A 26,539-nucleotide genomic window follows, 5' to 3' on the forward strand; every position below is an offset into this window, starting at 1 on the left:
GTTTAGAAAAGGAGTTATCGTTATGGACGCAGAAGCCGCAAAGGTTCTCGGTGCAGGTCTCGCCGCTATCGGTGCTGGTATCGCCGCTCTCGGCGTGGGCAACGTGTTCGCTTCGTTCCTCGAAGGCGCGCTGCGCAACCCCGCCGCTGCTGACGGTCAGCAGGGCCGCCTCTTCATCGGTTTCGCGGCAGCAGAACTTCTCGGTCTGCTCGCATTCGTTATCGCGATGATCCTGGTCTTCGTCGCCTAACGAAGAAGATCGTCTGGGCTGGCTCCGCGCCATGATGCGCCGGGCCAGCACAGATCAAGGATACGGACACTGAAATGCCTCAAATTGCCCAGATAGACGCTACGCTTGCGTCGCAGGTTTTCTGGCTTCTGGTGACCTTTGGCCTCACTTTCCTCGTGGTCGGCCTCGGAATGGTCCCCAAGATCCAGTCGACTGTCGATCTCCGCGACAAGCAGATCGCAGACGATCTCGTCGCCGCCGAACGGGCTCGTGCGGAAGCAGATGCCCGCGAGGAAGCCTATCGGGCGAAGGCGGAAGCCAACCGCGCCGAGGCGTTGAAGATCACCCAGGCTGCCAAGGCCGACGCCGCTCAGGCTTCGGCTGAAAAGCTCGCCAAGGTCGATGCGGAAATCGCAACGACGCTCAACGCCGCCGAAGCGCGCATCGCGGCTGCCCGCAATGCAGCTGTCGCCGACGTTGAAAACGTGGCGGTCGAAGCCGCGCAGGATATGGTCGCAAGGCTCTCCGGCGCACAGGTAACCCAGGCCCAGGTGGCCCAGGCAGTGAAGGCGGCGCTCGCAAATGGCTGATCCAGTCCTCAATGCTACGCAGCCCGATGGTTCGGCACAGGTTGCCGCCAATCTGAGCGAAGCAGCGCACGGCGCAGGCGAAGGCCTGCACGCCGGCACCGAAGAACACAGCGCTCCCCACGTGGAATCCTCCGTCCTTGGCTTCGACGCCACGGGCTGGGTTTCCTGGGCAATGATCGCCTTCATTGCGATCCTGCTGTGGAAAAAGGTTCCGGGCGTCATTGGCGCCGCGCTCGACAAGAAGATCGCGGAAATCCGCTACAATCTGGACGAAGCCAAGAAGCTTCGCGCAGAAGCGGAAGCTCTTCGTGCAGAATATGACGCCAAGGTGAAGGCCGTTGAGGCCGAAGCCGTTTCGATGCGCGCTCATGCCGAAGCCGAAGCGCAGCAGATCCTCGCCGATGCGCGTACGCACGCCGATGATCTCACCGCACGTCGTACCCGTATGGCGGAAGACAAGATCGCAGCCGCCGAGCGCGCCGCGATCACGGAAATCCGCAACAAGGCGGCGCAAGCCGCTGCCACGGCTGCGGCAACTCTGATCGCTCAGGGGCATGGTGCAACCGAAGACCAGGCGCTTGTTGATCGCACGATCGCGGGCATCGGTTCGCGGCTGAACTGACCGTCCCTAGGGATTTCGAAAAGGGACCGGATTTCCGGTCCCTTTTTTTATGCGCGAAAGCCGCCGCCCCGGCGGTCATCCCCGGCCTTGCGCAGCCACCCGAATTTTCTGCTTCTTCTGCTCGGGAACCCAGATGATCTTTGGGGATGGCCCCTGCACCTTGAACAGCGGCGCGGACGGCGCATCGATATCGGCGTTCCGGATTTCGATCGTCACCGGCCCCTTGGTTTCGATCAGGAAAACCGGTGCCGTATTCCCGCGCGCGGCGCGCACGACCGGGCGGTCGAGGACGAAGCGTCCGGCATTGCCATGAAAGGCGAAGTGCGCGGTCCCGCCCGTGCCGCCATAATGTTTGGGGTTCTCGCTCGTGCACCGGGTGAGCGTGCCGCTGCCCCATAGGCGAAAATTGCGCTTGTTCGCGCGGGCCAGACAATTGCTCAGCTGGACGCCCGCCGATTTCAGGTCGAACCCGCCATCGCTGCATCCGGTGGCGAGGCAGTCGATATAGGCGATATGGCTATTGCCGCGCTCATCCGAAAATCCATCGCCATTCCAATATTTGTCGCGTGGCCGCGCGCTTTCGCGAAAACCATGCGCCTCGGCGCGGATATAGCGGATGTCATGCGCTGTCTCGTCCAGCTGAAAGCCGACGCAATAATCGTCGCACCGCGCGCTCGCATAGGCCACGACATCCTCGATCACCCCGGTGTGCGAGCCATAGCGGATCCGTGAAAATCCGTGGTCGAGGTTGCGCGCGGTGATTTTGCGCAGCCTGAAGTTGCTGAGGCGCGCACTGCCGCCCTTGGCCGGTTGGGAAACCTCCAGAAAGCGATAGAGATTATCGGCCTGGCAGTTCTCGATCGTCAATCCATTGATGGGTCGCGCCACGCGGACGCCGCCATTGCCAAGGTTCCTGAAGGTGCAGTTGCGCAACGTCATCCCCGATGTCGCGCGTATGCCTTCGCCGCCTTCGCCCTTGCTGCCGCCGCGGCGCCTGTTGCCGACAAAGCTGCGCCCGGTAGCGGCATCGGCGGGCGCAAAACAGGCATAGACGGGAAGGGCAATCGCGCCGGCAAGAAAGTGGCGGCGCGATGCGACCGCACGGTCGAAACTCATGGCATGTCCTTTGGTACAGGGGGCCTTTTGCGCCCCGACCCACTCGGAACGCGGTGCCGCAAGGCTGGTGCCGTGCGCTTGCGCCCGCCCGTGGCGGATGCGCCTTGCGCCGTGCGGGCTATACCTTCGCGCAATTGTTTCGGGTGCGGCTCGGCGTAAAATCCGGGCAGCCAAGCATTTGTGGGCGCGGCTTTCTGTTCGCGCGGGAGCCAAGCGCCGCCAAGGGCGTTGTGCATGGCTGACCCCCAATGCCCGGACAGGAACGAAAACGGATGAAGATGGAAAAACGGACGCTCATGGTTGCCATTGCACTGGTGCCCTGGCTGACAAGCGCCTGCACGGGCCAACAGGCCTTTCCATCGGCTTCGGAAATCCCCGCGGTGCAGCCGCATCTGCTCAGCCCCGGCGAAACGATCCGCATCACCACCTATGGGGAGGAAACGATGACGGGCGATTTCGCGATCGGCACCGATGGGGTTCTGGCCTTTCCGCTTATCGGCGGCGTCAAAGCCGCCGGCATAACGCCGGACAAGCTGGGCGACGCCATTCAGACGCGTCTGGCCGACGGCTTTCTGCTTAATCCGCGCGTCAGCGTCGAAGTGAAGAGCTTCAAGCCCGTCTATGTGATGGGGGAGGTGAACCGGCCGGGTGAGTACACCTATGTTCCAGGCATGACGCTGATGGCCGCCATCGCCAAGGCAGAGGGCTTCACCTACCGCGCCCAGCGGAAACGCGTGTTCCTGCGCCGCGCCGGGGAGGCGGAGGAGCGGGAAATTACGCTCAACAGCGAAAGCCAGATTGCGCCCGGCGATACGCTGCGCATCGCCGAACGCTATTTCTGAGGGTCAGTCGAGCGGGCGGAAACCCTTTGAAATATCGGGGTCGACGCGGCGGTTGATATAGCCTTCCGATCCCCCCGATGACAGCAGCTTGGCAGGAATGCCGCCGACCACGCCGTCATCGGGCACATCCTTGGTCACCACCGCATTGGCGCCCACCGCCGCGCGGTTGCCCAGCCGGATATGGCCGATCACCTTGCATCCGGCAGCGAGGAACACCTCGTTGCCGAGTACCGGGCAGCCCGCGCGGGGGCCCCGGTTCAACTGGCCCAGCATCGAACCATGGGTGATGTTGCAATTCGCGCCGATCACGGCATCGCCATTGATCATGATGTTGCCGAAGCGGTTGATGAACAGCCCCGGCCCGACGCGCGTATATTCGGGAATGGCGATGCCATATTTGTAGCGATAATGGAGCAGCAGCAGTTTCAGCGGCGGATAGAGCGTCCATTTGCTCCAGCTACGCCCCTTCAGATAACCGCATAGCCGCATCACGGTGGTATATTTGAAGCCGGGGGTGAACAGGTAATGCTTCAAGAACGCGGGCAGCCTCACGTTACCGGCATAGCGATACAGATCGGAAGCAATCAGCGCGCGGGTCGTCCGAAAAGGGATGCGCATCGGGTGCGGCACGTCATGTTCAGTCAAGGGTGTCTCCGCGAGAATTCATGTTGCGATGCGAGATGAAAAAGCCCTTCGGCGGCGGATCGTTCCCTTGAATATTGGCTTCTCGGTGTAAATCGCGGTGCCTGAGTATCTAATCGCGTCTCATGCACCGCTTGCCTCCCTGGGGTGGAACCGCACTTTGTTTTGGTTGTTTGAGGCTGAGTTATCAGCCCAAGAGGCAAAACGGGTTCGTAAAAGGGGACGAAGAAAAACGATGAACATCACTCTTCCCTTTCTCGAATCCGTGTTTATGCTGCGATGCGGCATAAAACGCTGCGATCGGTCGATCGCAGTACGAAATCTCGGTGACCAAGCTTGATGGAATTGAGCAGGTTGGCGCAATGAATATTTCGGTCGGATCTTTCGAGGGGCAACCCATCACCCCTGCATGGCCTGCGGATGCGGGCGCAATCGGGCGTTCGAAGCGTAGCTACCGTGTGGCGGTCTATACCGCGATGGTGGTGTGTGACCTTGCCGCAGTCGCGCTCGCATTTCTTCTGGCGAATATGGCGACGCACGGGGCGCTGTTCGCCGGCTTCGGCCTGCGCATGGCCGGTATCACCTTGCCGATCTTCATCCTCTTCGCGATCAAGAACCGGGCCTATGCGCTTGATGTTTTGAAAGATCCTACGCGGGGCACGATCCGCGCAGTGCTGTGCCTGATGGTGGCGGCTGCGCTGGTCATGTTCGTGCTCTATGGGCTCGGGCTTGAGGGCGGCGGCGCTGCCGCGCTGCTTGGTGGTGCATGCGTCATCGGTGCTGCGTTGCTGGCGATCGCGCGTGCGGTTCCGGCGATGCTCTCCAGCCGCTTGCTGGCCGACAATCCGCTCCACGAACTCGTCATCATCGACGGCTCCACCCAGCGCCCCCCTATGGGCTGCACGGTTTTGAAGGCCGAAGAGGCGGGCATCGTCCCTGACCTATCCGATCCCTTCATGCTCGACAGGCTGGGCCAGGTCGTGCGCGGTTTTGACCGCGTTACCGTCGCCTGCGCGCCCAATCGCCGGGCGGACTGGTCGTTCGTCCTGCGCGGCGCGGCGATCGAAGCGGAAATCCGCTGCGATTCGCTGTACCGGGCGCTCGGGCGCGCACCGCACCCGGTCCATACCGGGCCGATCAGGCCGCTTCCGGTTCTGGATTACATGCTCAAGCGCGCGCTCGACGTGGCGCTGGTGTTGCCCGCGATCATTTTCCTCGCGCCGCTGATGATCATGGTCGCACTCGCGATCAAGCTCGAAAGCGACGGCCCCGTCCTCTTCGTCCAGCAGCGCCTCGGCTATGGCAACCGGCTCTTCCGCATGTACAAGTTCCGCAGCATGCGGAGCGACCGTTCGGATGCCAGCGGCCGCGTCTCGGCCAGCCGCGAGGATGATCGCATCACGCGGATCGGACGTATCATCCGCGCTACCAGCATCGATGAATTGCCCCAGCTCTTCAACGTGCTGAACGGTACGATGAGCCTTGTCGGCCCGCGCCCCCATGCACTCGGCTCGACGGCGGACAGCAAGCTGTTCTGGGAGATTGACCGGAACTACTGGCTTCGCCACGCCTCGATGCCGGGGCTCACGGGCCTCGCGCAGGTCCGGGGTTTCCGCGGCGCGACGCTGGAGCAGGAAGACCTGGAAAACCGCCTCGCGGCCGATCTCGAATATGTCCAGAACTGGTCGATCTGGCTTGATATCGGGATCATCTTCCGCACCTTCGGCGTCGTCGTTCACCGCAACGCCTTCTAAGTACCGGGCGGCGCATGGTGCGCCGCCCGGCCTCTTTCATCCTATTCCTCTGAAACCGCGCGGTAGGTTTCGGCCGTTTGCGCGGCGATCACGTCCCAGTCGAACGCCGTGCGGAAATGCCCGGCATCCACGGCATAATGCGCGGCGGGCGACGCCAGCGCCGCGCGCAGCGCGTCGACATTGCCGACGGGGAAATAATGCGCAGGCGCCAGCCCCAGATCGCGATTGGGCTGGATGTCGCTCAACAGCATCGGCGTTCCGCACGATGCCGCCTCGAGCGCGGCGATCGGCAGGCCTTCGTGATAGGACGGCATCACGAACAGCGCGGCATTTTCGTACAGCGCGCGCAGCGCCGCGCGGTCCTGCAGCCCGGCAAAGACAATCCGTTCATCGGCACGCGCCAGCAGGCTGCGCGAATAATTGCTCTCATGATCGGCGCCGCCTGCAATGATCAGCGATCGCGGATCGTCCGACGCCAGATGCGCATCGATCAGGTCGTGCAGCCCCTTTTCGGGAACCAGTCGGCCGACGGCAAGAAGGTACGAGCCCGGCGTCACGTCGAACTGCTCCAGCACCGCGAGACGCGGTTCGGGCAATTGCGGGGCGCCGTTCGGGATATAGTCGATCCGCGCCGCCCGATCGGGAAAGCGCGTCTTGAGCCGGGTGGTGAGCGACGGCGAAACCGCGATCACGCGGTGCGCGTACCGCACGCCCAGCCGCTCGCCCAGCTTCAGCATGCCCGATGCGAAACGCCCCCATTTGGCGCGATTATAATCCTCGCCGTGGTGCGTCATGACAACCTTCAGCCCAAGCGCGCGCGCCAGCGGGACGAGCAGCGACGGGCCGATCGCATGGATATGGATGATCTCGGCGCCCGTGCGCCGGGCCGCTAGCACCGCGTTGAAGGTCGCGATGATCGCCTCCAGCGACACGCGGCGCGGGGAGGGGAGCGCGACGACGCGAACCCCGCGAAAACCGTAATCGGCCTCGGCGACATAAGGCGCGCGCGCAAAGACGGTGATCGCCGCATCGGGGGCATGGCTGCGCACACGCGGCAGCATTTCTTCGCAATGCGTTTCCACGCCGCCCATCACATCGGGAATGCCACGCAGTCCGGTGATCGCGATCTTCATGCCGCGATCTCCTCGGTCAGCAGCGCCTCGGCTGCAGCCATCGCCCCGTCCAGCGTCGTGGCGGGGCGGTGGATCGGGGAGGGGGCCGTCCAGGCGTCGATGAAGTTGCCGAGCTTGCGATAGCTGTTGTCGAGCGTGACGTTCGGGATGCCGGCCAGCGTCGACAGGATATGCCCGTGCAGCCGGTCGGTGATCACCACGCGCCCGCTCGAAAGCTGATCCAGCCCGCGCTGCACGCGCATCTGCGCCAGCCGGTCGAACGTCCGCAGTGCGGCGCCATCGGCATCGGCCAGCCCCAACAGGCGCGAAACGACACGCGCGCGCCGTATCCGGGCGCGGTCTTCGGTCAGCCAGTCGCCCGCTGCCACCGCGCGGGGCGATGCCGGCAGCGCCCCTGTCACCGATTTCTCATGATCGGTGCGCATCAGGCAGAATATGTCGTGCGCCGGCGCACCGCGCCGCTGCACGCCCATGCAAAACGCCATGTCGGGCGCCAATATGGTTTCGCAGCCAAGCCGCTGTTCGGCAAAGGCCTGAGACGGGGTATCGCGCACGAGCAGCGTGAAGCCCCCATGGCGGGCAATGGCGGCCACCGTCGCGTCGGCTGCGGCGTCGCTCTCGAAATGGATCGATTGCGGCAATTGGATGATCGGGTTGCCCGGAAACCGCTCCATCAGCGCTATGCGGAAATCCTGGTGCGCCTGCCACAGGGTGCCGAAATTGCCGCCGCCGTGGAGGAAGATCGGGCCGGTGCCGATCGCCTTGCGCATCGCGTCGTGATCGTGCGTCTTGAGGCTGCTGCAATAATGCGGCCGCTTGCCGTGCCGGGCAAAAAAGGTCGTTTCCCCCAGCCAGATCGCGGAATCCCCGACATTGGCATGGTCGGGAAAGTCGACCAGCGCAAAGGGCGCATCGCTCAGATAGGGTGCCAGCGCGGTTTCAAGCCGGGCATTCAACATATCGATCAGTGCGGTGTTGGAAAGGGCAGGCGCGGGCGTTGCCGTCATCTGGGAAACCTCGAAATGGTCTGGAGTATGTGTGGGGGCGGTCATCTGGATCACCGCTGGAACAGCAGCCGGCTCTTGCCGAGCAGTTGATACCCGGCCCGCTCGCGCGCGTGGCACATCATGCGGCGCAGTTTGAGGCGGGCGGGGATGTCATAGCTGTCGAACCGGTCGAGCCCGATCCCGCTTTCGATCCGGCGCTCCATCAACGGAAAGGGGAATACCGCGAGGTTGGGGATACCGTGGATCCACGATCGGTCCATCGCGTCGTCGATCGGGCGCCTTACCTGCTGCAGCGCGTCGGCAAAGCGCTGCGCGCCGCGCCGGGTGATCAGATAGCCTTGGGTCCCGAAACAATATCCCGTCACTTCGATAAGCCAGCTCGCCCGGCACACGAAGTCGCGCTTCAGGATGCGGCTGGGGGCGGGCTTCTTGTAATACAGGCGGATATAGTCATGACCGTCAGCCGCATGGTTCGTCGCGGCCATCGGTTCGAGGAACGACCAGTCGGCGATCACATCGTCTTCAAGGATGATGTACTGATCGGCCTCGTCATCGGCCTGCAACTGGCGCCACAGTGCATAATGGCTCGAATAGCAGCCCAGCTCGCCGGCGCGCAAAGGGCGCCCCTTGGCGATCACGGCATCGTCCTCGGCATAGCTCAGGCCCGGTTCAAGCTCGGTCCGCGCATCGAAAAACTGCCAGGGCAATATCGTGTCCACGGCGGACGCTGCGAAATCGGCGCGCCGCACGGCGGCGTTCGCCATGCTGATCACGAAAGTCTTCGTTCGTACTGACGCCGTAGCTACCATCACTCAACCTCTTTCTACCGGCGGGAACGCATGAAGCGCCCGGTCGTTCAATACGCCGATGGATCCGTTTTATGTTGCGATGCAAAATAAACCCCGCGCGGGTATAATTGCTCCATCGCCCGTTATTTCCCGGGTGATTTGCGGTTCATCGCCCAATTTGAACGTGTCGGCTTCGGCGCTGCAAAAAATGAGGTAGAATGACTGAGCCGCGCTTTTCTGTAATCATTCCGCTGCGAAACAAGGCCCGTCACGTGGCCGCCAGTCTGGCCAGCGCCTTGTCCCAATTCCATGCGCCCGAGGAAGTGATTGTCATCGACGACAATTCCACCGATGGCAGCGCCGATATCGTCGCCGGTGTCGGCAGTCCACTGGTGCGCCTGCTCCACCGGGATCAGCCGGGGCCGGGCGGCTATGCCGCGCGCAATCTGGGTATATCGGAAGCGCGGGGGGACTGGATCGCCTTTCTCGATGCCGATGATCTCTGGCATCCGCGGCATCTCGCCGACATCGCTGCTGCCATTTCGGGCGTGCCAGAGGCCGGCTGCGTCGCGACGCGCTACATGCATGTCTACGAAAACCGGAAGGTGCCCTCATCGATGCCGCCGCAGCTTGCCGCAGCGGAAGGGCGTGCCGTCGATCTTGCCGAATTCGTCCGCATCTGGCTGGCCGCGCGCGAATGTCCGATCTGGACGGGGGGCTCGGCCTTCCGCCGGGATGTGCTGCTCGATGCCGGACTGTTCCCCGCCGGAAAGGCTGTGCGCGGCGGCGACAAGGATCTTTGGTTGCGTGCGGTTGCCGCCGCGCCCTTTACCTATGTGTCGCGGATTTCCGCCGAATTCAGCCGGGATTCCGACAACAAGGTCAGCAAGCAGACGGTAACCGATACGCTTCCGATCATCGTCTCCACGGCGCAGCATCTGATGGAAAACGCCACCGCTGAAGAGCGCGCGTTGCTGCGCCGTCTCGTCAATCAGCAGATCGGTTTGTACGCCCGTTTTGCCTTCAAGGGCGATCATATCCCGGCCAGCTTCGCACGGAACCTTTATCTGCCTGAAGGCATTGGACTGCGACTTTTGATCGGAGGACTACGCCTGATGCCCATGCGGATGCGGCGCGCATTTTATCATAGCGTCAAAGCGGCTGGCCGCCATGAACCGGTCGTTGACGCCGCGCAACGAAGCGCCACTCTCGAAGGGGACAGGTGATGAACAGGGCAACAGGCTTGACGCATGATGCACGCCCGGTCCGCGCGAATGACGATAGCGGCGAATTGCTCGATCTGCGCGCGATCGGGCGCACGATCCGCCACCGTGCAGTGCCGATCGCGCTGGCAACGCTCGCCGCCTTCGTCCTGACGGGCATTCTCTATTTCCTGTCGGAACCGAAATACACGGCCACTGCGTCGCTCCTCGTCGAGCGTCAGCAGGAAGAGGTGATCCCCAGCCAGCCGCAAACCCCGGCGCTGGCCACCGACTCTCCCGCGGTCGACACCACGGTTCAGGTGCTCAAATCCTCGGCCATTGCCGGCCGTGTCGTCGATGCGCTCAAGCTCACCCAGTTTCCCGAATTCAATCCCGATCTGGCAGAGGGCAAGGCATCGAACGCCACTCCGGCGGCGCTGCGCGATCGTGCCATCCGCATCCTGCTCGGGGGGCTTGTGGTAAAGCGCGAGGGGCTCTCCTACGCCATCGCGGTCAGCTATCAGTCGCCCGATCCTGAAATGGCGATGCGCGTCGCGAACGGTGTGATCGATGCCTATCTTGCCTCCAACATCGCGCTGGAATCGGATTCCACCAAGCGCGCCACCGATCTGCTGCGCACCCGGCTCGACGAACTGCGCCAGCAGGTGCTTGCTGCTGAATCTGCGGTCGCGCGCTACCGTGATCAGAACCAGCTCTTCGCCATTTCCGATGTCAGTTCGGTCACCCAGCAGGAACTCTCGGTCCTGAACAACCAGCTTGCCGAGGCCAAGGCCGCCGAGGCCGCTGCCACGGCGCGTCTCGCCACGGCGCGGGCGCAACTGGCCGCCGGCCGCTCGGGCGACACCATGGGCGAAGCGCTCAATTCGCAGGTCGTCGGCGCGCTCCGCGCCCAGCGCGCGCAACTGAGCGCGCAGGTCGCAAACCTCGCGACCCGCTATGGCCCGCGCCATCCCGAACGCGTGAAGGCGGAAAGCCAGCTCAACGATGTCGATCGCCAGATCAGCGGCGAAGTCGGCCGCATCATGGCGGGTCTTGGCACCGAGGCACGCGTTGCCCAGCAGCGCAGCGGCTCGATCGCGGCCTCGATCGGACAGGTCGAAGGGCGGCTTGCGGATGCCAATTCCGCCTCGGTCCGGCTCAGCGAGCTTGAACGTAACGCCGAATCCGCGCGCGTCCTCTACCGCGCGTTCCTCGATCGCTACAAGGAAGCCGTGGCGCGTCAGGGAACCGAACCCAGCGGGGCGCGCCCGATCGCGCGCGCGCAGATGCCAATCATCCCGACATCGCCCAACCCGCTGATGTTCCTCGGTATCGCACTGGTGGCCGCAGCCGCCATGTCGCTCGCCGTCGTTCTCGTGATGCAGTTCCTCGAAGCGGGGTTGAAGACCTCGGAACAGGTCGAGAAAAAACTGGGCGTCGCCTCGCTCGGTTCGATCCCCGAACTGTCCAGCCTGCCGGAATTGCGCGGGCGCGGGGATGTGCCCTGGCCGCCGCAATATCTCGTCGAGCATCCCAAATCGGCCTATGCGGAATCCTTCCGGGTGCTGAAAACCGCACTCACCTTCGCGCCCGGTGCCGATCCTGTGCGTATCGTCGCGGTCACCTCGTCACTGCCAGATGAGGGCAAGACAACCTCGGCGATTGCGCTCGCCCGGGTCTCTGCCCTGTCTGGCGCGCGCACGCTGCTTGTCGATTGCGACACGCGCCGCCGGGCATCGTCCACACTCCTCTCCAAGAATGCGCCCTTTGGGCTTGGTGATGTGCTCGAAAAGCGGTGCGCGCTCGAACAGGCGCTCGTTCTCGACGAGGCCTCGGGCGCACAGATACTCGGGCAGAAACAGGGCGCGGAAATTCCGTTTGAACTGCTCGGCTCCGAACAGATGGTCGCGCTCATGAACGATCTGCGCAGCAAGTTCGATTTCGTCGTGCTCGATACCTCGCCGGTGCTGCCGGTCGCTGAAGCGCGCGTCCTCTCGGCGCGGGCCGATGCGGTCCTGCTGCTCGTCCAGTGGCGGGCAACGCCCGCCAAGGCCGCCGAACTGGCGCTGAACGAGCTTCAGGGGGTTGGTGCCAAGGTTGCCGGGGTCGCGCTCAGCCGGGTCGATGTCCGCGAACAGGCGCGCAGCGGCTTTGGCGATGCCGGTCTCTATTTCGGCCGGTACAAGGAATATTATGCCTGATCGCGATCAGCCGGGGCGGGGGCGCTGATGGGCGGCGCCGCGCTTGGCGGTGCGCCGTCCTTCCCGATCCCGTTGCTCGTCCTCGTTTCGCTGCTGCTGGGCACCGCGATGGTTGCGGCGCTCCGGCGGGTGGAGGGGCGGGCCGCGCGCTTCCTGATCGCGGCGATCTGGTGTCGCTACATCCTCAGCGTCTTTCATCGCTATACCTTTGGCGATGTCGTCGCCGGGTTCAGCATCAACGCGCTCGGCTCGGTCGCGATCACCGCGATCGGCCTTGTCGTGATCCAGCCCCGCCATCTGATGCTCAAGATGCTGATGCCCGCTTATGCGATCATCCTGCTCGCTCTTGTCAGTGCGGGTCTGAACGCGGGCGTCCTGTCGGGCGTCGATATGGCGGTGAAGTTCGGTTATTTCATCGTCGTCGCGGTCGCCTGTTACGAGGCGCTTCGCCAGAACGGGCCCGAACGACTGGTGCCCCCCTTGCTCTGGGCCTTTGCCCCGCTGCTTGTCTTCCAGCTTCTCTCGGTCGCCACGGGCACGGTCAAGGCATCCGAGCTCGACGGATCCGTAAGCTATATTGGCGGCTATAATCACGAGGCTGCCTTTTCGGTCGCGCTCGCTACCTTCTTCGTCATGGTCTGCTTCGCCACCTCGCTCGGGCGGGTGCTCAAGGCCGTGCTGCTGGTCGTCCTCGCGCTCGGTATCGCCGCTGCCAATTACCGCACGACCATTTTGGCGGTCCTGCCGCTCGCTGCATGGCAAGCGGTGGCGGGCACAACTCTGGCCTTCCGGCGCGATCAGCGGGGGATCGTCGTCCTCGCGGTTTCGGTGCTGGCGTTTTTGGGTGTCGGCATTCTGATGCTTGGCGCGGCCGATCGTTTCGTCGATCTCGCGCATTTCGTTCAGGACCCAGGCCAATATATCAAGCCGGTGAACGAATTCACCGTCGAGGAACGCCGGCTGCTCTCGGGCCGCGCCTATATCTGGTCCAGCTATATCTACACCTGGCTCGATTCGAACGGGCTGCGCCACATTTTTGGTTTCGGTCCGGGAAGCTGGCAGGGCTGGTTTCGGGTCTATCCGCACAACACATTGATCGCCTTCCTTTTTGAGATGGGAATTGCGGGGCTGGCAGCCCTTGTCTGGCTGTTCTGGACGATGTTCGTCGTGGCGCTGCGCAGCGGTGGCGCGATGCGCATCAACCTGCTCCTGGCACATATTTCGTTTATACTGATGAACCTCGCCACCATGGCCCTTTGGCAGGTGGAAGGCATTATATTCTATGCACTTATCTGTGGGTTCTCGCTATTCGGCGCCGTGAACAGGCGGGCAGAGCGACGTGCGCCGCCTGCAATGGACAATAACATAATTAAGGGTTACGAAAGCTTCGTCGGTTAAAGAGCACCAAATGGTACTCCACGGAGCCCTGACATGATTTCGTCGAACCCGATTGCTGATATCCCCCAGACGCAGGACCGCGTGAAGACGCGCGCGTCGGCAGAACGGCCCTGGTCGGGCGGGGCGTCGCGGCTTGAGCAGGATCGCCGGATCGCGCAGGAACGGGCAAAGACGCTTCCCGGCCGCAGCTGGTTGATCGTCGGTGCCGGCGTCGTGGCATGGGCGCTGGTTGCCATCCCGGCCTATCTCATTTTCGGCTGATCCTTTTCCGCTGCCAACTGGCCGCAACGCGCGGCCGCGGCGGCGCTGACCGGCTTTGCATCCCGCCTTGCATCGGTCATCACCATGACCAGTCTAGGGCAATGGATCGAACCCGGTTTGCATCAGAAAATCCTGTTCATCATCAACTCGCTGACGGGCGGTGGTGCAGAGCGCGTCCTCGCCACGCTGCTGCGCCATTCGGAACCCTGGCGCGATCGTTTCGACATCGAACTCGCGTTGCTCGACGATGAGGCGGATGCCTATGCCGTCCCCGAATGGATCAGGGTGCACCGGCTGGATTGCGGTTTCAGCCTGATCCGCAGCGCCCGCCGTCTGCGTACGCTTGTCGCCGCGCGATCGCCCGACATTACGCTCAGCTTTCTCACCCGGTCCAACGTCGCCAATGCATATGCCATGGCCGGGCGTGCTCGCCCCTGGGTGATCAGCGAGCGCGTGAACACCAGCGCACATCTCGGCACCGGCCCGCGCGCGTCCTTCGGCCGGGCCATGGTGCGCGCTAGTTACCCGCGCGCCGATGCCATCATCGCGGTGTCGGAGGGGGTGTCCGAGGATCTCCGCCTGAATTTCGGCGTCTCGGCCGATCGGCTCGTGGCGATCGCCAACCCGATCGATGCCGAGGCGATCCGCGCGCTTTCGGGCCAGCCCAATCGCTTTGCGGACGGTGCGCCCTATGTCTTTGCGATGGGCCGGCTGGTCGAAAACAAGAATTTCGCGATGCTGATCGATGCCTTTGCCCGTTCGGGGCTCGACGGGCGGCTCATCATCGGCGGGGAAGGGCCGCTGCGCGCGCAACTGCAAGGGCGTATCGACGCGCTGGGACTGCGCGACCGTGTCGAACTGGCCGGCTTTCTCGAAAATCCGTTCGCGGCGGTTGCGGGCGCGCGCTTCTTCGTGCTGCCCTCGAATGCGGAAGGGTTTCCCAACGGGCTTGTCGAGGCGATGGCCATCGGCAAGGCGGTGATTTCCACCAACTGCCCCTCCGGCCCGGCTGAAATCCTCGCCGACCGGCCACGCGCCGCCATTGACGGCCTCACCATCGCGCCGCACGGCGTGCTCGTTCCCTGCAACGATGCCGATGCACTGGCGCAGGCGATGCAGCGGCTGGCCGATCCAGCGCTCTGCGACGATCTTGCCGACAGGGCGCTTCACCGCGCGCTCGAATATACGCCCGAGCGCGCAGCCCAGCGTTATTGGGACGTTATCGAACATGCGCTTGCGCCCGTGCGGGCGCGCTGATCCTCCCAATGGAGAAATTGCCCGCACAGGGCGTTCTGATAATATCCAATCCGTAACGAGGGCGGGGTTCTGGTCGAAAGCGGCTGGGCACGCCAGAGGGGGCCTCCCATGTTGAAAGCTTCTGCGCATCGCTGGCGATATGGCGCGCTGGCCTTCGGACTTCTGATCCCGGGCCAATTGCTCGCCCAGTCGAACACGCCGGTCCTTCAGGATTTTCGCGATCAGAATATCCGCTTCAAGCGCGATGGGCTGGTTTCGGTGCTCGATCGGCCGCAACCGCTCTATGATCCCGTGCCCTACCGGATCGGCAGCGTCGAGGTGATGCCCCGGATCAGTGCCGATGCCACCTATAACAGCAATATCTACGCGATCGACGACGCGACCGACGATCTCATCTTCCGCGTTCGGCCGCAGCTGAGCGCCAACACGGTCGCCGGCGATTTCGCCCTGTCGGGGGCGGCCGCGCTCGATCACCGCGAATATCTCGACAATGGCAATCAGAGCAGCACCGATTTCACACTCGGCTTCAACGCCCGCTACGAACCCGGCCGCGACACGCAGGTCTATATCGGCACGCGCAGCGGGCGCGAAACGCAGGACCGCGCCGATCCTGATTTCCCCTTCAACCTGCAACAGGCGATCCAGTTCGATTTTGCCTCGGCCTATGTTGGCGCGTCGCACAGCTTCAACCGCCTGCGCATCGCCGGGCGGCTGGGCGCCGAAAAGCGCGATTATGAGGATGGGCGTGACGCGCTGGGCGCGGTGATCGATCAGGATTTCCGCAACCGAACGCTCTACACCGCCGATCTCGCCGCCGAATATGGCATCAGTCCCAAGACATCGGCCTATATCAACCTGTCGCTCAACAAACGCGATTTTCCGGCGCCGGTCATTGGTGGAAAGGAACGGGATTCCAAAGGGTTTGAAATCACTGCAGGGACCAGCTTCGAACTATCCAAACTCATTCGCGGCGAAGTCGGCCTCGGCTATTTCAAGCAGGATTTCAAAAGCAACGAGTTTCGTGCCGCCAAGGGGCTCGCGGCCAATGCCCGGCTCGAATATCTCATGACGCCGCTCGTCACCTGGACGCTCACCGCCGGGCGCAGCGTGCAGGAATCTTCGACGCTCGGCACCGGCGTCTATGTCGCCACCACCGCCGGGCTTCGTGCGGACTACGAGCTTCGTCGCAATCTCATCGTATCGGCGGGCATCAATTACGAGCATGACAAGTTCGAGGATATCGACCGCAAATACGGCATCTGGGGTGGGTCGGCCTCGGCAACCTACAAACTCAGTCCGCGCTACGCGCTGCGTGCGCAATATGACTATCGTGATCAGTCGACCTCGGGCGCGGTGCCGGGGCGCGAATTCGCGCGGCATCGCCTGATGCTGGGCATCACGGTGCAGGGCATGTGAACGGGCGCTGGCGCTTTGCCGTCATCGATCCTAAATCGCCTGCATGTCCAATCCCGCTGCGCCTGATCGTTTCAACGAGGAAAAAGCCACTTATGCGCTGAAGGGCGCGGACCAGCCCGATCTCGAGGCGGGGGTGGCGGCGATCCGCAACGTGCTCCGCACGCTGCCCGCGCGGCCGGGCGTGTACCGGATGCACGATGCACGCGGCGATGTGCTCTATGTCGGCAAGGCGCGCGCGCTCAAGAACCGGGTGGCGAACTACACGCAGATCAACGGCCTGCCGCGCCGGATCCAGCGGATGGTGGCGCAGACGCGTTCGATGACGATCCTCACCACGGGCAGCGAGGCAGAGGCACTGCTGCTCGAGGCGCAACTCATCAAGCGCTATCGCCCCGCGTTCAACGTGCTGCTGCGCGACGACAAGAGCTTCCCTTTCATTCTCCTGCGCGCCGATCATGATTATCCGCGCATCCAGAAGCATCGCGGCGCCCGCAAGCACAAGGGCAGCTATTTCGGCCCCTTCGCCAGCGCGGGCGAGGTGGGGCGCACGCTTAACGCGCTGCAAAAGCTTTTCCTGCTAAGATCCTGCACTGACAGCTTTTTCAACAATAGATCGCGACCCTGCCTGCTCTATCAGATCAAGCGCTGCTCGGCGCCCTGTGTCGGCCGGATCGATGCCGAAGCTTATGGCGAGCTTGTTGCCGATGCGAAGGATTTTCTCGGTGGAAAGTCCACGCGCGTTCAGGCGCGGCTGGGCAAGGCGATGGAGCAGGCCGCCGAAAATCTCGATTTCGAACTCGCGGCGATCCTGCGCGATCGGTTGAAGGCGCTTACCTTCATCCAGGGCAGCCAGTCGATCAACGCCGAGGGGCTGGGCGATGCCGATGTCTTCGCGCTTGCCGCGGCGGGTGGCACGATCGGTATCCAGGCTTTTTTCATTCGCGGTGGGCATAATTGGGGGCATCGCAGCTTCTTCCCTGCGCACACCACCGATGTGCCCGAAGACGAGGTGCTGACCAGCTTCCTCATGCAGTTTTACGAGGATGTTCCGCCGCCCCGCACCATCCTGATCGATCGCGCCTTGCCGGAGGCGGATCTGCTGGCCGAGGCGCTGGGCGAAAAGGCCGGCGCCAAGGTGGCGATCTCGGTGCCCCAGCGCGGCGATCGCGCCCGCCTGATGAAACAGGCGAGCCGCAATGCCGTCGAGGCGCTTGAGCGGCATCAGGCCGAAAGCACGACCCAGGCGCGTATCTTCCGCGAAATGGCGCAACTGTTCGAGCTTGATGGCCCGCCCGATCGGATCGAGATCTACGACAACAGCCATATCCAGGGCACCAACGCCATCGGCGCGATGGTCGTCGCCGGGCCCGAAGGCTTCCGCAAGGGCGCTTACCGCAAGTTCAATATCCGCCGTGCCGACACCGTCCCGGGGGACGATTTCGCGATGATGCGTGAGGTGATGGAGCGCCGCTTCGGCCGCGCCCAGCGCGAGGACCCCGATCGCACCGGGGGCGAATGGCCCGATCTGCTGCTCATCGACGGCGGCAAGGGGCAGGTGAGCGCGGTGCGCGCGATGCTCGAGGAAATGGGGATTGAGGATGTGCCCTTTATTGGCGTGTCCAAGGGGCCCGATCGCAATGCCGGACGCGAAACCTTCCACTTTCCCGATGGCCGCGAATTCACTCTTCCGGTCAATTCGCCCGTGATGTTCCATCTGCAGCGGCTGCGCGATGAGGCGCATCGCTTCGCCATCGGCGCGCATCGCCAGAAGCGGGCCAAGGCGTTCACGGGCAGTTCGCTGGATGAGGTCCCCGGCATCGGCCCTGCGCGCAAGCGGGCGCTGCTCATGCATTTCGGTACCGCCAAGGCGGTCCGCAACGCCGCGCTCGACGATCTGCTCAAGGTACCGGGCGTGTCACGCGCGATGGCGCAGTCGATCTACGACTATTTCCACAGCGATTGAGGTGGTGGCGGCATGGATGCCGCCACCGCCGGAAAATCACTCAGCAAATCACTCGGCGTCGTCGTTTTCGGGTTCGTCTACCATGCGGAACGGATCGTCGACGCGGCACGCGATGCTGATCGATTTTTCGACCGCTTCCGTGAGCGGCATCTCGGCATAGTCGCAGTCGAGCACGCCCTCGGCGCCCGAATAGCTCGAACGCATGACCCGTATGCCGATGAACTGGTTCACTGTCCGCTCGAACGGCGCGCCGACAAGGCTGCCGCCGACCATGATCGTCTGGTTGCGCGGATAGACGGAAATTACTTCCCGGCTCAGGAAATGATGCGCGTCGGTCAGCTCGGGATCGTTGATATCCACCGGCTCACCATAAAAATGCGCGATGACCTCCGCATTCTCGCCCACAGCGCGCAGCTGCGCAGCTGCATCGCCGTCGAACTGGATCGTCACCCGGATCGGATATTCGGCCGCATGCGCCGCCGAGAGGGGAAGGAAAAGGCCCGCCGCAACGATGCCGGAGATAAGGAAGTTTTTCATTTTATTGCCGTTTTTGTGAAATTGAGAGAGGCGGCATCCCGGTTCGCGGCAATTTTGTCAACCGAAGCCCCGCTGGCTTTGCCGGGGCGACACATGGGTCTGGGGGCAACCAACGGCTGAACTGCCGCGATTACCTTTGTGACATCGCTAATGGCGGTTTTCGGCGGCGCAATTTGTATCGTCGCCCTCTGCCGCATCCAGCTGAAATTCATAGGAGGGGTCGTTGGGGTAGGGGGCGCCGCGTATTAGAGTTGCGGCGGTTTGGGCGGAAGATGCCGGACGCTCCTCACTCCAGTCGATCACGCGCCTGCGGCTCTTGAACCGCCATATGCCGTCGCGCTTCTCATAACGATCCAGATAGCGGCCACCGGCGATGTAATTGCGCCCGCTCTTTGGGAAATAATGGAAATTCACCGAATATATTTCGCCCTGCGCCTGCGTTCCCTGAATGGAGAACAGGCTGTTCGCAATCAGATGCTGGGTTTCGATATCGACCATGGTTTCGCGCAACCAGCGAACCATTTCCGCAGGGCTGCCGGCAAACATGCCGCCATGATCATGATGGGCATCGGGGTGATACAAGCGACAAAGGCGGTCGAAATCCTTGCGATCGACAGCCCGGGCATAGCGCAACACCAGTTGTTGCAGCGCTTGCCGGTTGAGCAGTTCGACCACAGCAGGATCGCGGCGGACGCCGTCGCCGTTCTCGGCAGAGGCGGGGGAAGCGGGGACGCACAGCGCCAAGATCAGGCATCTGGCATAATGAGTGATCTTTTTACGCACCGTGCGCCCCCGTTTTTTGACTTATCTTAGAAAGAGAAATTCAGATCGACGCCATAGGTGCGCGGCTCACCATAAAGCGCGCCCGGTGCAAACAGATTGCCGTGCGAGATGTAATAATCCTTGTTGGTAAGGTTGCGTCCCCACAGGCTGAGGCGAAGGTCACCAACCGGCACCGGAATTTTGCTGAGGTTGAGACGGGCATTCAGCAGGCCATAATCGCCCGTGATATAACGGCGATCATTGGGCTGCGTGAAATGCTTGCTCTGATAGCCGTAATCCAGAACGAAGTTGAATTCACCGATCGCCGTTTCGGGGAAACGATATTCCAGATTGGTCGAAATCACATGCTTCGGCGCGCTGACGAACGCATAGCTGTCGGTGATGTCGGCGCCGGCGTCATTCAGGATTTCAACGAATTTGGCGTCGAGATAGCCATAGTTGAAGCCGACGGTAAGCGCTGAGGTGGGGCGCATCGTCACGTCGAGTTCGAGGCCGCGAATACGTGCCTTGCCCGCGTTGATTACGTCGAGCACCGAAACCTGCTGGGGATCGGGTACGTTCACCTGAATATCGCGGTAATCCATATGGAACAGCGCCGCGTTTACGCGCAGGCGGCGATCCAGAAGATCCGATTTGACGCCCCATTCATAGGAAACGACATTTTCGGGGTCGAAGCCTTCGCTGAATCGCTCGGGCGAACTGGCGCCGATATTATAGCCACCGGTCTTATAGCCGCTGGCGATGCGCACATAGCTGTTCACATCCTTGTTGATGTCGAACGAGACGGTGCCGCTCGGGCTGAAATCCTGAAACGCGCGGTCCCCACGGCTGAGCGGGTTGGCAACCACCTGCGTGCCGCCCTGATAGACATCGCGCTCATAGCTCGCCATGCGCTCATCGCGCGACCAGCGGCCACCCAGTGTCAGGTGCAGCCGATCGTCTAGAAGATCGGGCGTGTATGTGGCTTGCGCATAGACCGCATAGGCCTTGTTCTTGGCGGTGATCCAACGGTCGATGGTACGGAAGCCCAATTGCAGGGCAGTATCGAAACCGTCGGCCTTTTCCGTGAAATAGTACAGGCCGGCGGCATAATCGAGCCGGTCTCCGACTTTGCCCACCAGCTGCAATTCCTGCGAAAACTGCTCTTGCGACTGATCAAAAGACAGTTTCGACGCGGCATAGGGGCCGAAGTAACCCGCCAGGAAGTTCTGGTTGGTGAAGCTGGAAAGCTTGCGATAGGCGGTGATCGATTTCAGCTGTGCATTGTCGGAAACATCCCAGCTGGCGGTCAGGCTGTGGCCCTGCGATACAATATCGTTGGCCTTCAGATCGTCGACAAAGGGCGATCCCTCGTCGGGACGGGGCGTTTCCTCCGGGTAAAAGGCAACCGCGCCTGCATAAGCCGGCGTGTCACCGATTTCGGTGCGATCGTACGTGTAGCGGAATTCCAGATTATCCGATGCCTGCCAGCGCAGCGCGGCGCGATACGCTGTACGATCCTGATCGCCGAAGCGATCGACGCCGGTGCCGATGTTGCGCGTGACGCCATTACGCTGGCTGCGGAAATAGGAAAGCTGCGCAGCCACCGTGTCGCCCAGCGGTATGTTGATCATCGTTCGCGTGCGGAAATGATCCAGATTGCCGAGGGTAAGGCTCTGCTTCGCGCTCCACTCGCCCAATTTGGGTGCAGTGGTGATGAAGTTGATCGCGCCGCCGGCGGCGTTGCGGCCATAAAGCGACCCCTGGGGACCGCGCAGCACCTCGATACGCTCCAGATCGGCGACTTCGGTTGCCAGGCCCTGGCTGCGCGCCATGTAAACGCCATCCACATACACCGCGACGCTTGGGTCCTGCGTCAGATGGTCGCTGTTGTTGCCGATGCCGCGAATATAGATGCGGGGCGACGTGGCGTTGTTGGGGAAGGGGGTCAGCTGCAGGTTGGGTACCTGGGTCTGCAGATCGGAAAGCCCGGTGATCGACTTGTTTTCCAACGCCGTGCTGCTGAACGCCATGATGGAAATCGGCGTGTCCTGAACCGATTCCGATTTACGTTGAGCCGTCACGACGATTTCTTCGAGCCCGCTGTCGTCCTGCGCCATGGCGGGAGCAGGCCAGGCCGCCGCAGCGGCCAGAGGCAGATAGGAAATTGCAAGCTTGTGACGCGACAAGAAACGACCAGAGAGAGAAGAACGCATATTATCTTTCATTTTTATAGTTATTTACAAAAGGTCAGGCGGCTGCTGCACGACAGGCGTGCCGCAGCCGCAACACCACGCATCAGATCGAGATGATTTCAGTCGTGGGCACCGGGTGTGCATCCGCGTTGATCCAGCGAAGCAGCGCCGTGCCATTGCTGTGGCCAGCGGTATCGATCCACGTGCCAAAACCCAGATCGCGTGGCGAGACGACAAGGATGAGGGATCCATCTTTTTCCAGCTTGGCCTTTTTGGGATTGGTCCAGACATTGGGTCGGGTGCGATAATCGAGCGATTCCATCCACCAGTTGTCGGCCTGGAAATTCCAGAAACGGCATTTGGGAACAGGCGTCCGCAGCACCCAGGCCTGATCGGGCTTCAACTCCCAATAGCCGTGGAGATAGTGGATATTGGGATCACCGCCGCCACGCTGGAAGAAGGATTGATCCCAAGGCAGCAGTTGGTTGGGTTTCGTCATGAACATCTCTGTCCATTCCGCGAAGGTCTTGGCTGTCCCCGCGACAAAGCCGGTCGCCGTACGCAGCGCGCGCACCAATTGCTCCTCGCTCAATGGCTGGGGAACAGCGGGCCCGCCGATGGCCTCGATGGCAAGCTGCGCCGGCGTTTCCGCCCGCTTGTCCAAAAATGTCTGACGAACCAGCAACATGGTCGAATCCGCTGCCAGCGGTAGCCAATTCTTGCCCTTGCGTTCGCGGCTGACGATGAGCTCGAAGCTGCCATCAGCCTCCAGCACCAGATCCTTGCCGTCGAGTTCCCCCGTCGTCGCCATTTCACCGTTGATGCTGTAGCGATTGGCCTTGGTGCCAAAGCTCAGATACGGAACGGTGCCGCGCTTACCCGTGATCCGATAGCTTCGGTCACCCGCAACCACGCTATTGAGATAGATATTGTCCGGATTGTCCGCGCCGATCTTGATGGTTTCGTTCGACAATTGGAAAAAGCGTGGGAAGTCCGGATCGGCGGACTCCATTGCCATTTCCAGCGCCGCACGCATCAGGCGCGTCAAATAACGGATGCCCTCGGCCTGATCCAAGCCACTGCGCGGCACGCTGGGGCGCTCCAGAATCTGCCCGATATCGGAAAGTTCCTGGCAAAAATCCTGCCAGATTTTGAGATAGCTTGAGCTGTTTTCCAGCGCGGACGGTGCGCCCTTAGCCGATGCCCCTTGAGAGAGGCCTAACCCTCCTAAGGCAAGGCCTGCCGCCCCCAAAAAAGTGCGCCTTGCGACCTGGTCCATTATTCCCTCCAATGTGATGTTGTTTTTTCGGCTGGCGCTGTCGTGCCCATTTGGCTGGGCACATGTGTTCGGTATTATCGTGCGGGAGGCACCGTCCTGACGGTGGCAGGGTTCACTGGCCAGAACGGGCTGTGCATTCTGAACCCTGCGGGCGCATTGGCGCCTCCGTCAGTTATGGGCGCCCCGTCAGTTCAACAGACGCGCTCGATATTCTGCGAATTCGCGCAGAATTTCTTCTTCGCTAAGCCCATATTGCTCCATCGAATATTTATGCATGGGGCGTTGTTCGCGCTTGTTCCCCGCAATAAATTCGGTCAGCGCGGCTTCCAGGTCAGGGCTGTGGCCCAACCCAAATTGTTCAAGCACGCGCAGTGCCTGATCGAGCGGCGCCCGGCCGACTTCACGGTAGTCGATATCGATAAAGCGATGTGCGCCGATCCGTTCACGCGCCGTCTCATACATCTTCATCCATTCGGACAGACGGTGCAGCCAGAACCGGCCAACATCAGCGCGCTCAATCTGCGCGGTCAGGCTGTAAAGCGTGGCTTCCATGCTCACATAGGACGGCACCACCTCCAACGGATCGCGATGGGTCATGATCAGCAGGGCATCGGGGAAAGCCCGCGCGGCCGTTTCGATATAGGGCAGGTTCGACGGGCTCTTGAGTACCCATTTCGTGCCTTTGCGCGCCGGCTCCTGCCATTGCAGATATTTGAGGATCAACTTCAGATCCTCATGGCCTCGCGATTGATCATAATCGTTGAGCCAGCGGGAGAAGGAGGGGACATGGCTCATCCCTTCCAACATGGTCGACACAAACATTTGTCCGAGGATCAGAATTTCCTCATCGGGCGCATCGGTGTCGAGCGGATGGATTGAAGCCAGTTCGGGGGCAAGGTCCAGCCAGCCATCGATCATTGCCTGCGCATAAGCGCGGCGGTCATCGGGCTTGCCCCGCGCTTCGCCCGGATATGGCGCATAATTTTGCGCTTCGAACCAGCGGATTGCCGTCATGCCGGGCGCGCTGGCCAGCAGCCGGTGAAAAATGGTGCTGCCCGTGCGGGGCAGGCCCAGGATGATGCCGGCGACTTCCAACTGCTCATCAAGAATTTCCGGATGACGCTTGATGTCGTCCATCATCCGCAGTCGGTTGACCAACCCCTTGACGATCACCTCGGTCTGCGCCGCCACCCCATTGGCCGTCAGCCGACCCTCGGCATTAAGCGCGGCGAGATAGTGATCCATTGGCTCGAGAAACCAATCATCGCCAAAATCCGAAAGGCCCGCCCTCTCTCTTGCCTGTTGCAAAAGCGCTTCGCGGTCGAGCGTGGCCATCTCTTCTCCTGACATCATAACCTTCTATAATCTGATGATCCTGCCCCCAGCCGTACAGCCGCTGTTGCGGATGCAGCCTCCCATTTGGTATCATCGTGCATGAATCATGATGACCTGATCGCCGCAGCATATGATGGCGCTGTCGCAACGCCTCCATGGGCCAGCTTCATGGAGGGGCTGCGCGAAAGCGTGGATGCGGACTATTGCGGCATTGTGTTCCGGCCGTCGGATCGCCCCCTTGAAGGGCCCGTCGAACTGTATTCGGGGCGACGGGCGCCCCCTGACGTCGAGGCTCTTTATCTATCGAGCTATCGGCAGATCGATCCGTTTCAGAAAGTCCATCTGCAACTATCCGATGACCGTGTGTACAGCCTGCGTGAAATGCTGCGGGACGACGACCCGGACCATCGACGGTTTCTCCATGATATCATGATACCCGGCCGTATCGACTATATGCTGCTGGTCCGGGTGACGGAAGCATCAGGAACGAGCGCCTGGCTCAGCATTTCAAAGCAAGGCAGCGATTTTTCTCCGGATGCGCGGCAGCAACTGGCGTCGATAGCAAGGCATTTTCGCGGTGCCTTGCACACGCATTTGTTGGTCGAGCGCGAACGCAGGCGCGTTGAAATCGGCAATCAGGCCATTCGCCGTTTCAACGCCGGCTGGATCAGCCTTGATGCCAATCGTCGGATCGTGGAGTGCAGCAGAGAAGCCGCACAGATCATGGCGAGCAGCCGCGAACTGCGTATCAGCAAAGCGCAGCAATTGATCGCCTGCGACAAGAGCGCTCATCTCAGGCTCGCCGACGCCGTTGCCTCGGTGATCGCCAATCCAGAAAGCCGGCCGCGCGCGGTGAACATCTCTCGTGACCCTTGGCTTGATGCGCTGGTGACCCGTGCCACCGCCAGCGGCGCCGGTACCGATCGCCGTCCGCTGGTCGTTGTCTTCATTCAAGGCGATCAGAAAAGTGCGGCCGATCAGCAAGAGCAGATCGCCGAACTATTCGGTCTGCTGCCCAGCGAGGCACGATTGGCCTTCGCGCTCAGCCGCGGGATGTCGATTGTCGAAGCCGCGCAGGCGCTCTCCATCACCGAAGCCACGGCGCGCAATTACAGCAAGAAAATCTACGAAAAAATGGGCGCGCGTGGGCAAACCGATCTCATACGCTTCATCTTGACCAGCGTGTTGGCGCTGGCGTGATTGCGGTTGCCAGGCATCAACACGCCGTGAAGCCTCCGTCGATCGAAAACGCCTGCCCGGTGATGAACGACGCCTGGTCCGAACAAAGCCAGACGACGGCATCGGCGATCTCGTTCGGCACGCCCAGCCTGCCCATGGGGGTCGCCTCTGCAATCCGTTCCATGGCTGTACGCGCTTCGGGCCGTTCGGTCATGGCGGTCCAGACGCTGCCCGGGCAGACCGCATTAACGCGAATGCCCTGTCGTGCGTAATCGAGCGCCACCGACCGGGTGAGCCCCAGCACCCCGGCCTTGGAGGCGGAATAGGCGGATATGCCGGGGCCGCTCACCATCCCCATCATGGACGAGGTGTTGACGATGACGCCGCCGCCTTGCCGGAGCATCTGCGTACATTCATATTTCATGCACAGCCACACGCCCTTGAGGTTGATGGCAATGGTCCGGTCCCAGTCCGCCTCATCGGTTTCCGTAATCGGCGCGCCGCCCGATCCGATACCGGCATTGTTGAAGGCATAGTCCAGTCGACCAAAGCGATCGATCGCCTTCATGGTCATCGCCACCACCTGGTCGCCCTTCGAAACGTCGGTGCGCACGAACAGCGCCTCGCCACCCGCCCCCTCGATCATATGCGCGGTTTCTTCACCCGCGACCGTGGCCATATCGGCAATCACGATCCGCGCGCCATTGCGGGCGAAAGCCTGTGCCGCGGCGCGGCCGATGCCGCTCCCGCCGCCGGTGACAAGCGCGACCCTGGTCGCCTCTTCCTGTATGGCAGGAGCGTTCATCAACCTATTCCCCTCGTTGGCCGTCG

24 protein-coding genes are annotated in these 26,539 nt (G+C 62.1%); 13 read left to right on the forward strand and 11 right to left on the reverse strand.

The window, feature by feature from the left end; translation table 11 throughout:
* The first annotated feature begins 22 nt into the window (after window positions 1-22).
* The 3 genes from QYC26_RS15675 (at window position 23) to QYC26_RS15685 (ending at window position 1,441) form a co-directional block, all read left to right on the forward strand.
* Window positions 23-250 (forward strand): F0F1 ATP synthase subunit C, encoded by a 228-nt coding sequence (locus tag QYC26_RS15675; RefSeq protein ID WP_317513153.1) that lies wholly within the window; start codon window positions 23-25, stop codon window positions 248-250.
* Window positions 251-324: 74 nt separating this feature from the next.
* Window positions 325-819, forward strand: a complete 495-nt coding sequence (locus tag QYC26_RS15680; RefSeq protein ID WP_317513154.1) for an ATPase — start codon at window positions 325-327, stop codon at window positions 817-819.
* Window positions 812-1,441, forward strand: a complete 630-nt coding sequence (locus QYC26_RS15685; RefSeq protein WP_317513155.1) for a F0F1 ATP synthase subunit B — start codon at window positions 812-814, stop codon at window positions 1,439-1,441. The genes QYC26_RS15680 and QYC26_RS15685 overlap by 8 nt, the downstream gene beginning before the upstream one ends.
* 75 nt (window positions 1,442-1,516) lie before the next feature.
* Here the strand turns inward: QYC26_RS15685 and QYC26_RS15690 are convergent, their stop codons facing one another.
* Window positions 1,517-2,557, reverse strand: coding sequence for a hypothetical protein (locus QYC26_RS15690; protein WP_317513156.1), 1,041 nt, complete (start codon window positions 2,555-2,557; stop codon window positions 1,517-1,519).
* Window positions 2,558-2,829: 272 nt separating this feature from the next.
* On the opposite strand from QYC26_RS15690, the gene QYC26_RS15695 reads away from it, so the two are divergent.
* The gene (locus QYC26_RS15695; RefSeq protein WP_317513157.1) at window positions 2,830-3,399 is read left to right on the forward strand and encodes a polysaccharide biosynthesis/export family protein; all 570 of its coding nucleotides are present in this window, start codon (window positions 2,830-2,832) and stop codon (window positions 3,397-3,399) included.
* Window positions 3,400-3,402: 3 nt separating this feature from the next.
* Here QYC26_RS15695 and QYC26_RS15700 read toward each other — a convergent pair whose 3' ends face one another.
* Entirely contained in the window at window positions 3,403-4,044 is a 642-nt protein-coding gene (locus QYC26_RS15700) for a serine acetyltransferase (protein ID WP_317513158.1), read from the reverse strand.
* Window positions 4,045-4,367: 323 nt separating this feature from the next.
* Between QYC26_RS15700 and QYC26_RS15705 the strand changes: the two genes are divergently transcribed.
* Window positions 4,368-5,795 carry a sugar transferase gene (locus QYC26_RS15705; protein ID WP_317513159.1) on the forward strand — a complete coding sequence of 476 codons (1,428 nt, stop codon included), beginning with the start codon at window positions 4,368-4,370 and terminating at the stop codon, window positions 5,793-5,795.
* A gap of 41 nt (window positions 5,796-5,836) precedes the next feature.
* On the opposite strand, the gene QYC26_RS15710 is transcribed toward QYC26_RS15705, so the two are convergent.
* From QYC26_RS15710 to QYC26_RS15720, 3 genes are read right to left on the reverse strand one after another with little or no spacing between them, the layout of a single operon-like run.
* Window positions 5,837-6,928 carry a glycosyltransferase family 4 protein gene (locus tag QYC26_RS15710; RefSeq protein ID WP_317513160.1) on the reverse strand — a complete coding sequence of 364 codons (1,092 nt, stop codon included), beginning with the start codon at window positions 6,926-6,928 and terminating at the stop codon, window positions 5,837-5,839.
* Window positions 6,925-7,935, reverse strand: coding sequence for a polysaccharide pyruvyl transferase family protein (locus tag QYC26_RS15715; protein WP_317513161.1), 1,011 nt, complete (start codon window positions 7,933-7,935; stop codon window positions 6,925-6,927). Before QYC26_RS15715 ends, QYC26_RS15710 begins: the two co-directional genes overlap by 4 nt.
* 50 nt (window positions 7,936-7,985) lie before the next feature.
* Window positions 7,986-8,708: a glycosyltransferase family 25 protein gene (locus QYC26_RS15720; RefSeq protein WP_317513162.1), complete on the reverse strand. Its 723-nt coding sequence runs from the start codon at window positions 8,706-8,708 to the stop codon at window positions 7,986-7,988.
* A gap of 233 nt (window positions 8,709-8,941) precedes the next feature.
* On the opposite strand from QYC26_RS15720, the gene QYC26_RS15725 reads away from it, so the two are divergent.
* From QYC26_RS15725 to uvrC, 7 genes are all read left to right on the forward strand, one after another.
* The gene (locus tag QYC26_RS15725; protein WP_317513163.1) at window positions 8,942-9,949 is read left to right on the forward strand and encodes a glycosyltransferase family A protein; all 1,008 of its coding nucleotides are present in this window, start codon (window positions 8,942-8,944) and stop codon (window positions 9,947-9,949) included.
* Window positions 9,949-12,126, forward strand: coding sequence for a GumC family protein (locus QYC26_RS15730; protein ID WP_317513164.1), 2,178 nt, complete (start codon window positions 9,949-9,951; stop codon window positions 12,124-12,126). Before QYC26_RS15725 ends, QYC26_RS15730 begins: the two co-directional genes overlap by 1 nt.
* Window positions 12,127-12,153: 27 nt before the next feature.
* Window positions 12,154-13,524, forward strand: a complete 1,371-nt coding sequence (locus tag QYC26_RS15735; RefSeq protein ID WP_317513165.1) for a hypothetical protein — start codon at window positions 12,154-12,156, stop codon at window positions 13,522-13,524.
* Between the two features lie 33 nt (window positions 13,525-13,557).
* Window positions 13,558-13,785: a hypothetical protein gene (locus QYC26_RS15740; RefSeq protein ID WP_317513166.1), complete on the forward strand. Its 228-nt coding sequence runs from the start codon at window positions 13,558-13,560 to the stop codon at window positions 13,783-13,785.
* A gap of 84 nt (window positions 13,786-13,869) precedes the next feature.
* The gene (locus QYC26_RS15745; RefSeq protein WP_317513167.1) at window positions 13,870-15,042 is read left to right on the forward strand and encodes a glycosyltransferase; all 1,173 of its coding nucleotides are present in this window, start codon (window positions 13,870-13,872) and stop codon (window positions 15,040-15,042) included.
* A 108-nt stretch (window positions 15,043-15,150) separates the two neighbouring features.
* Window positions 15,151-16,458: a TonB-dependent receptor domain-containing protein gene (locus QYC26_RS15750; protein ID WP_317513168.1), complete on the forward strand. Its 1,308-nt coding sequence runs from the start codon at window positions 15,151-15,153 to the stop codon at window positions 16,456-16,458.
* A gap of 43 nt (window positions 16,459-16,501) precedes the next feature.
* The gene (gene uvrC, locus QYC26_RS15755) at window positions 16,502-18,421 is read left to right on the forward strand and encodes an excinuclease ABC subunit UvrC (protein WP_317513169.1); all 1,920 of its coding nucleotides are present in this window, start codon (window positions 16,502-16,504) and stop codon (window positions 18,419-18,421) included.
* Window positions 18,422-18,469: 48 nt separating this feature from the next.
* On the opposite strand, the gene QYC26_RS15760 is transcribed toward uvrC, so the two are convergent.
* From QYC26_RS15760 to QYC26_RS15780, 5 genes are all read right to left on the reverse strand, one after another.
* A complete protein-coding gene (locus tag QYC26_RS15760) occupies window positions 18,470-18,958 on the reverse strand; it encodes a hypothetical protein (RefSeq protein WP_317513170.1) in 489 nt (162 codons plus the stop codon).
* Between the two features lie 147 nt (window positions 18,959-19,105).
* Window positions 19,106-19,741, reverse strand: coding sequence for a nuclear transport factor 2 family protein (locus QYC26_RS15765; RefSeq protein ID WP_317513171.1), 636 nt, complete (start codon window positions 19,739-19,741; stop codon window positions 19,106-19,108).
* A gap of 26 nt (window positions 19,742-19,767) precedes the next feature.
* Complete coding sequence (locus tag QYC26_RS15770; protein ID WP_317513172.1) at window positions 19,768-21,936, reverse strand: TonB-dependent receptor; 2,169 nt, start codon at window positions 21,934-21,936, stop codon at window positions 19,768-19,770.
* A gap of 82 nt (window positions 21,937-22,018) precedes the next feature.
* Window positions 22,019-23,194, reverse strand: a complete 1,176-nt coding sequence (locus tag QYC26_RS15775) for a DUF1214 domain-containing protein (protein WP_317513173.1) — start codon at window positions 23,192-23,194, stop codon at window positions 22,019-22,021.
* A 186-nt stretch (window positions 23,195-23,380) separates the two neighbouring features.
* The gene (locus QYC26_RS15780) at window positions 23,381-24,529 is read right to left on the reverse strand and encodes a sulfotransferase (RefSeq protein ID WP_317513174.1); all 1,149 of its coding nucleotides are present in this window, start codon (window positions 24,527-24,529) and stop codon (window positions 23,381-23,383) included.
* 99 nt (window positions 24,530-24,628) lie between these two features.
* Here QYC26_RS15780 and QYC26_RS15785 point away from each other — a divergent pair, with 99 nt between their 5' ends.
* Complete coding sequence (locus tag QYC26_RS15785) at window positions 24,629-25,729, forward strand: helix-turn-helix transcriptional regulator (RefSeq protein WP_317513175.1); 1,101 nt, start codon at window positions 24,629-24,631, stop codon at window positions 25,727-25,729.
* A 16-nt stretch (window positions 25,730-25,745) separates the two neighbouring features.
* Here QYC26_RS15785 and QYC26_RS15790 read toward each other — a convergent pair whose 3' ends face one another.
* Complete coding sequence (locus QYC26_RS15790) at window positions 25,746-26,513, reverse strand: glucose 1-dehydrogenase (protein WP_317513176.1); 768 nt, start codon at window positions 26,511-26,513, stop codon at window positions 25,746-25,748.
* Window positions 26,514-26,539 lie beyond the last annotated feature (26 nt).

This window comes from Sphingomonas sp. C3-2 (assembly GCF_033025475.1).
GTDB lineage: Bacteria > Pseudomonadota > Alphaproteobacteria > Sphingomonadales > Sphingomonadaceae > Sphingobium_A.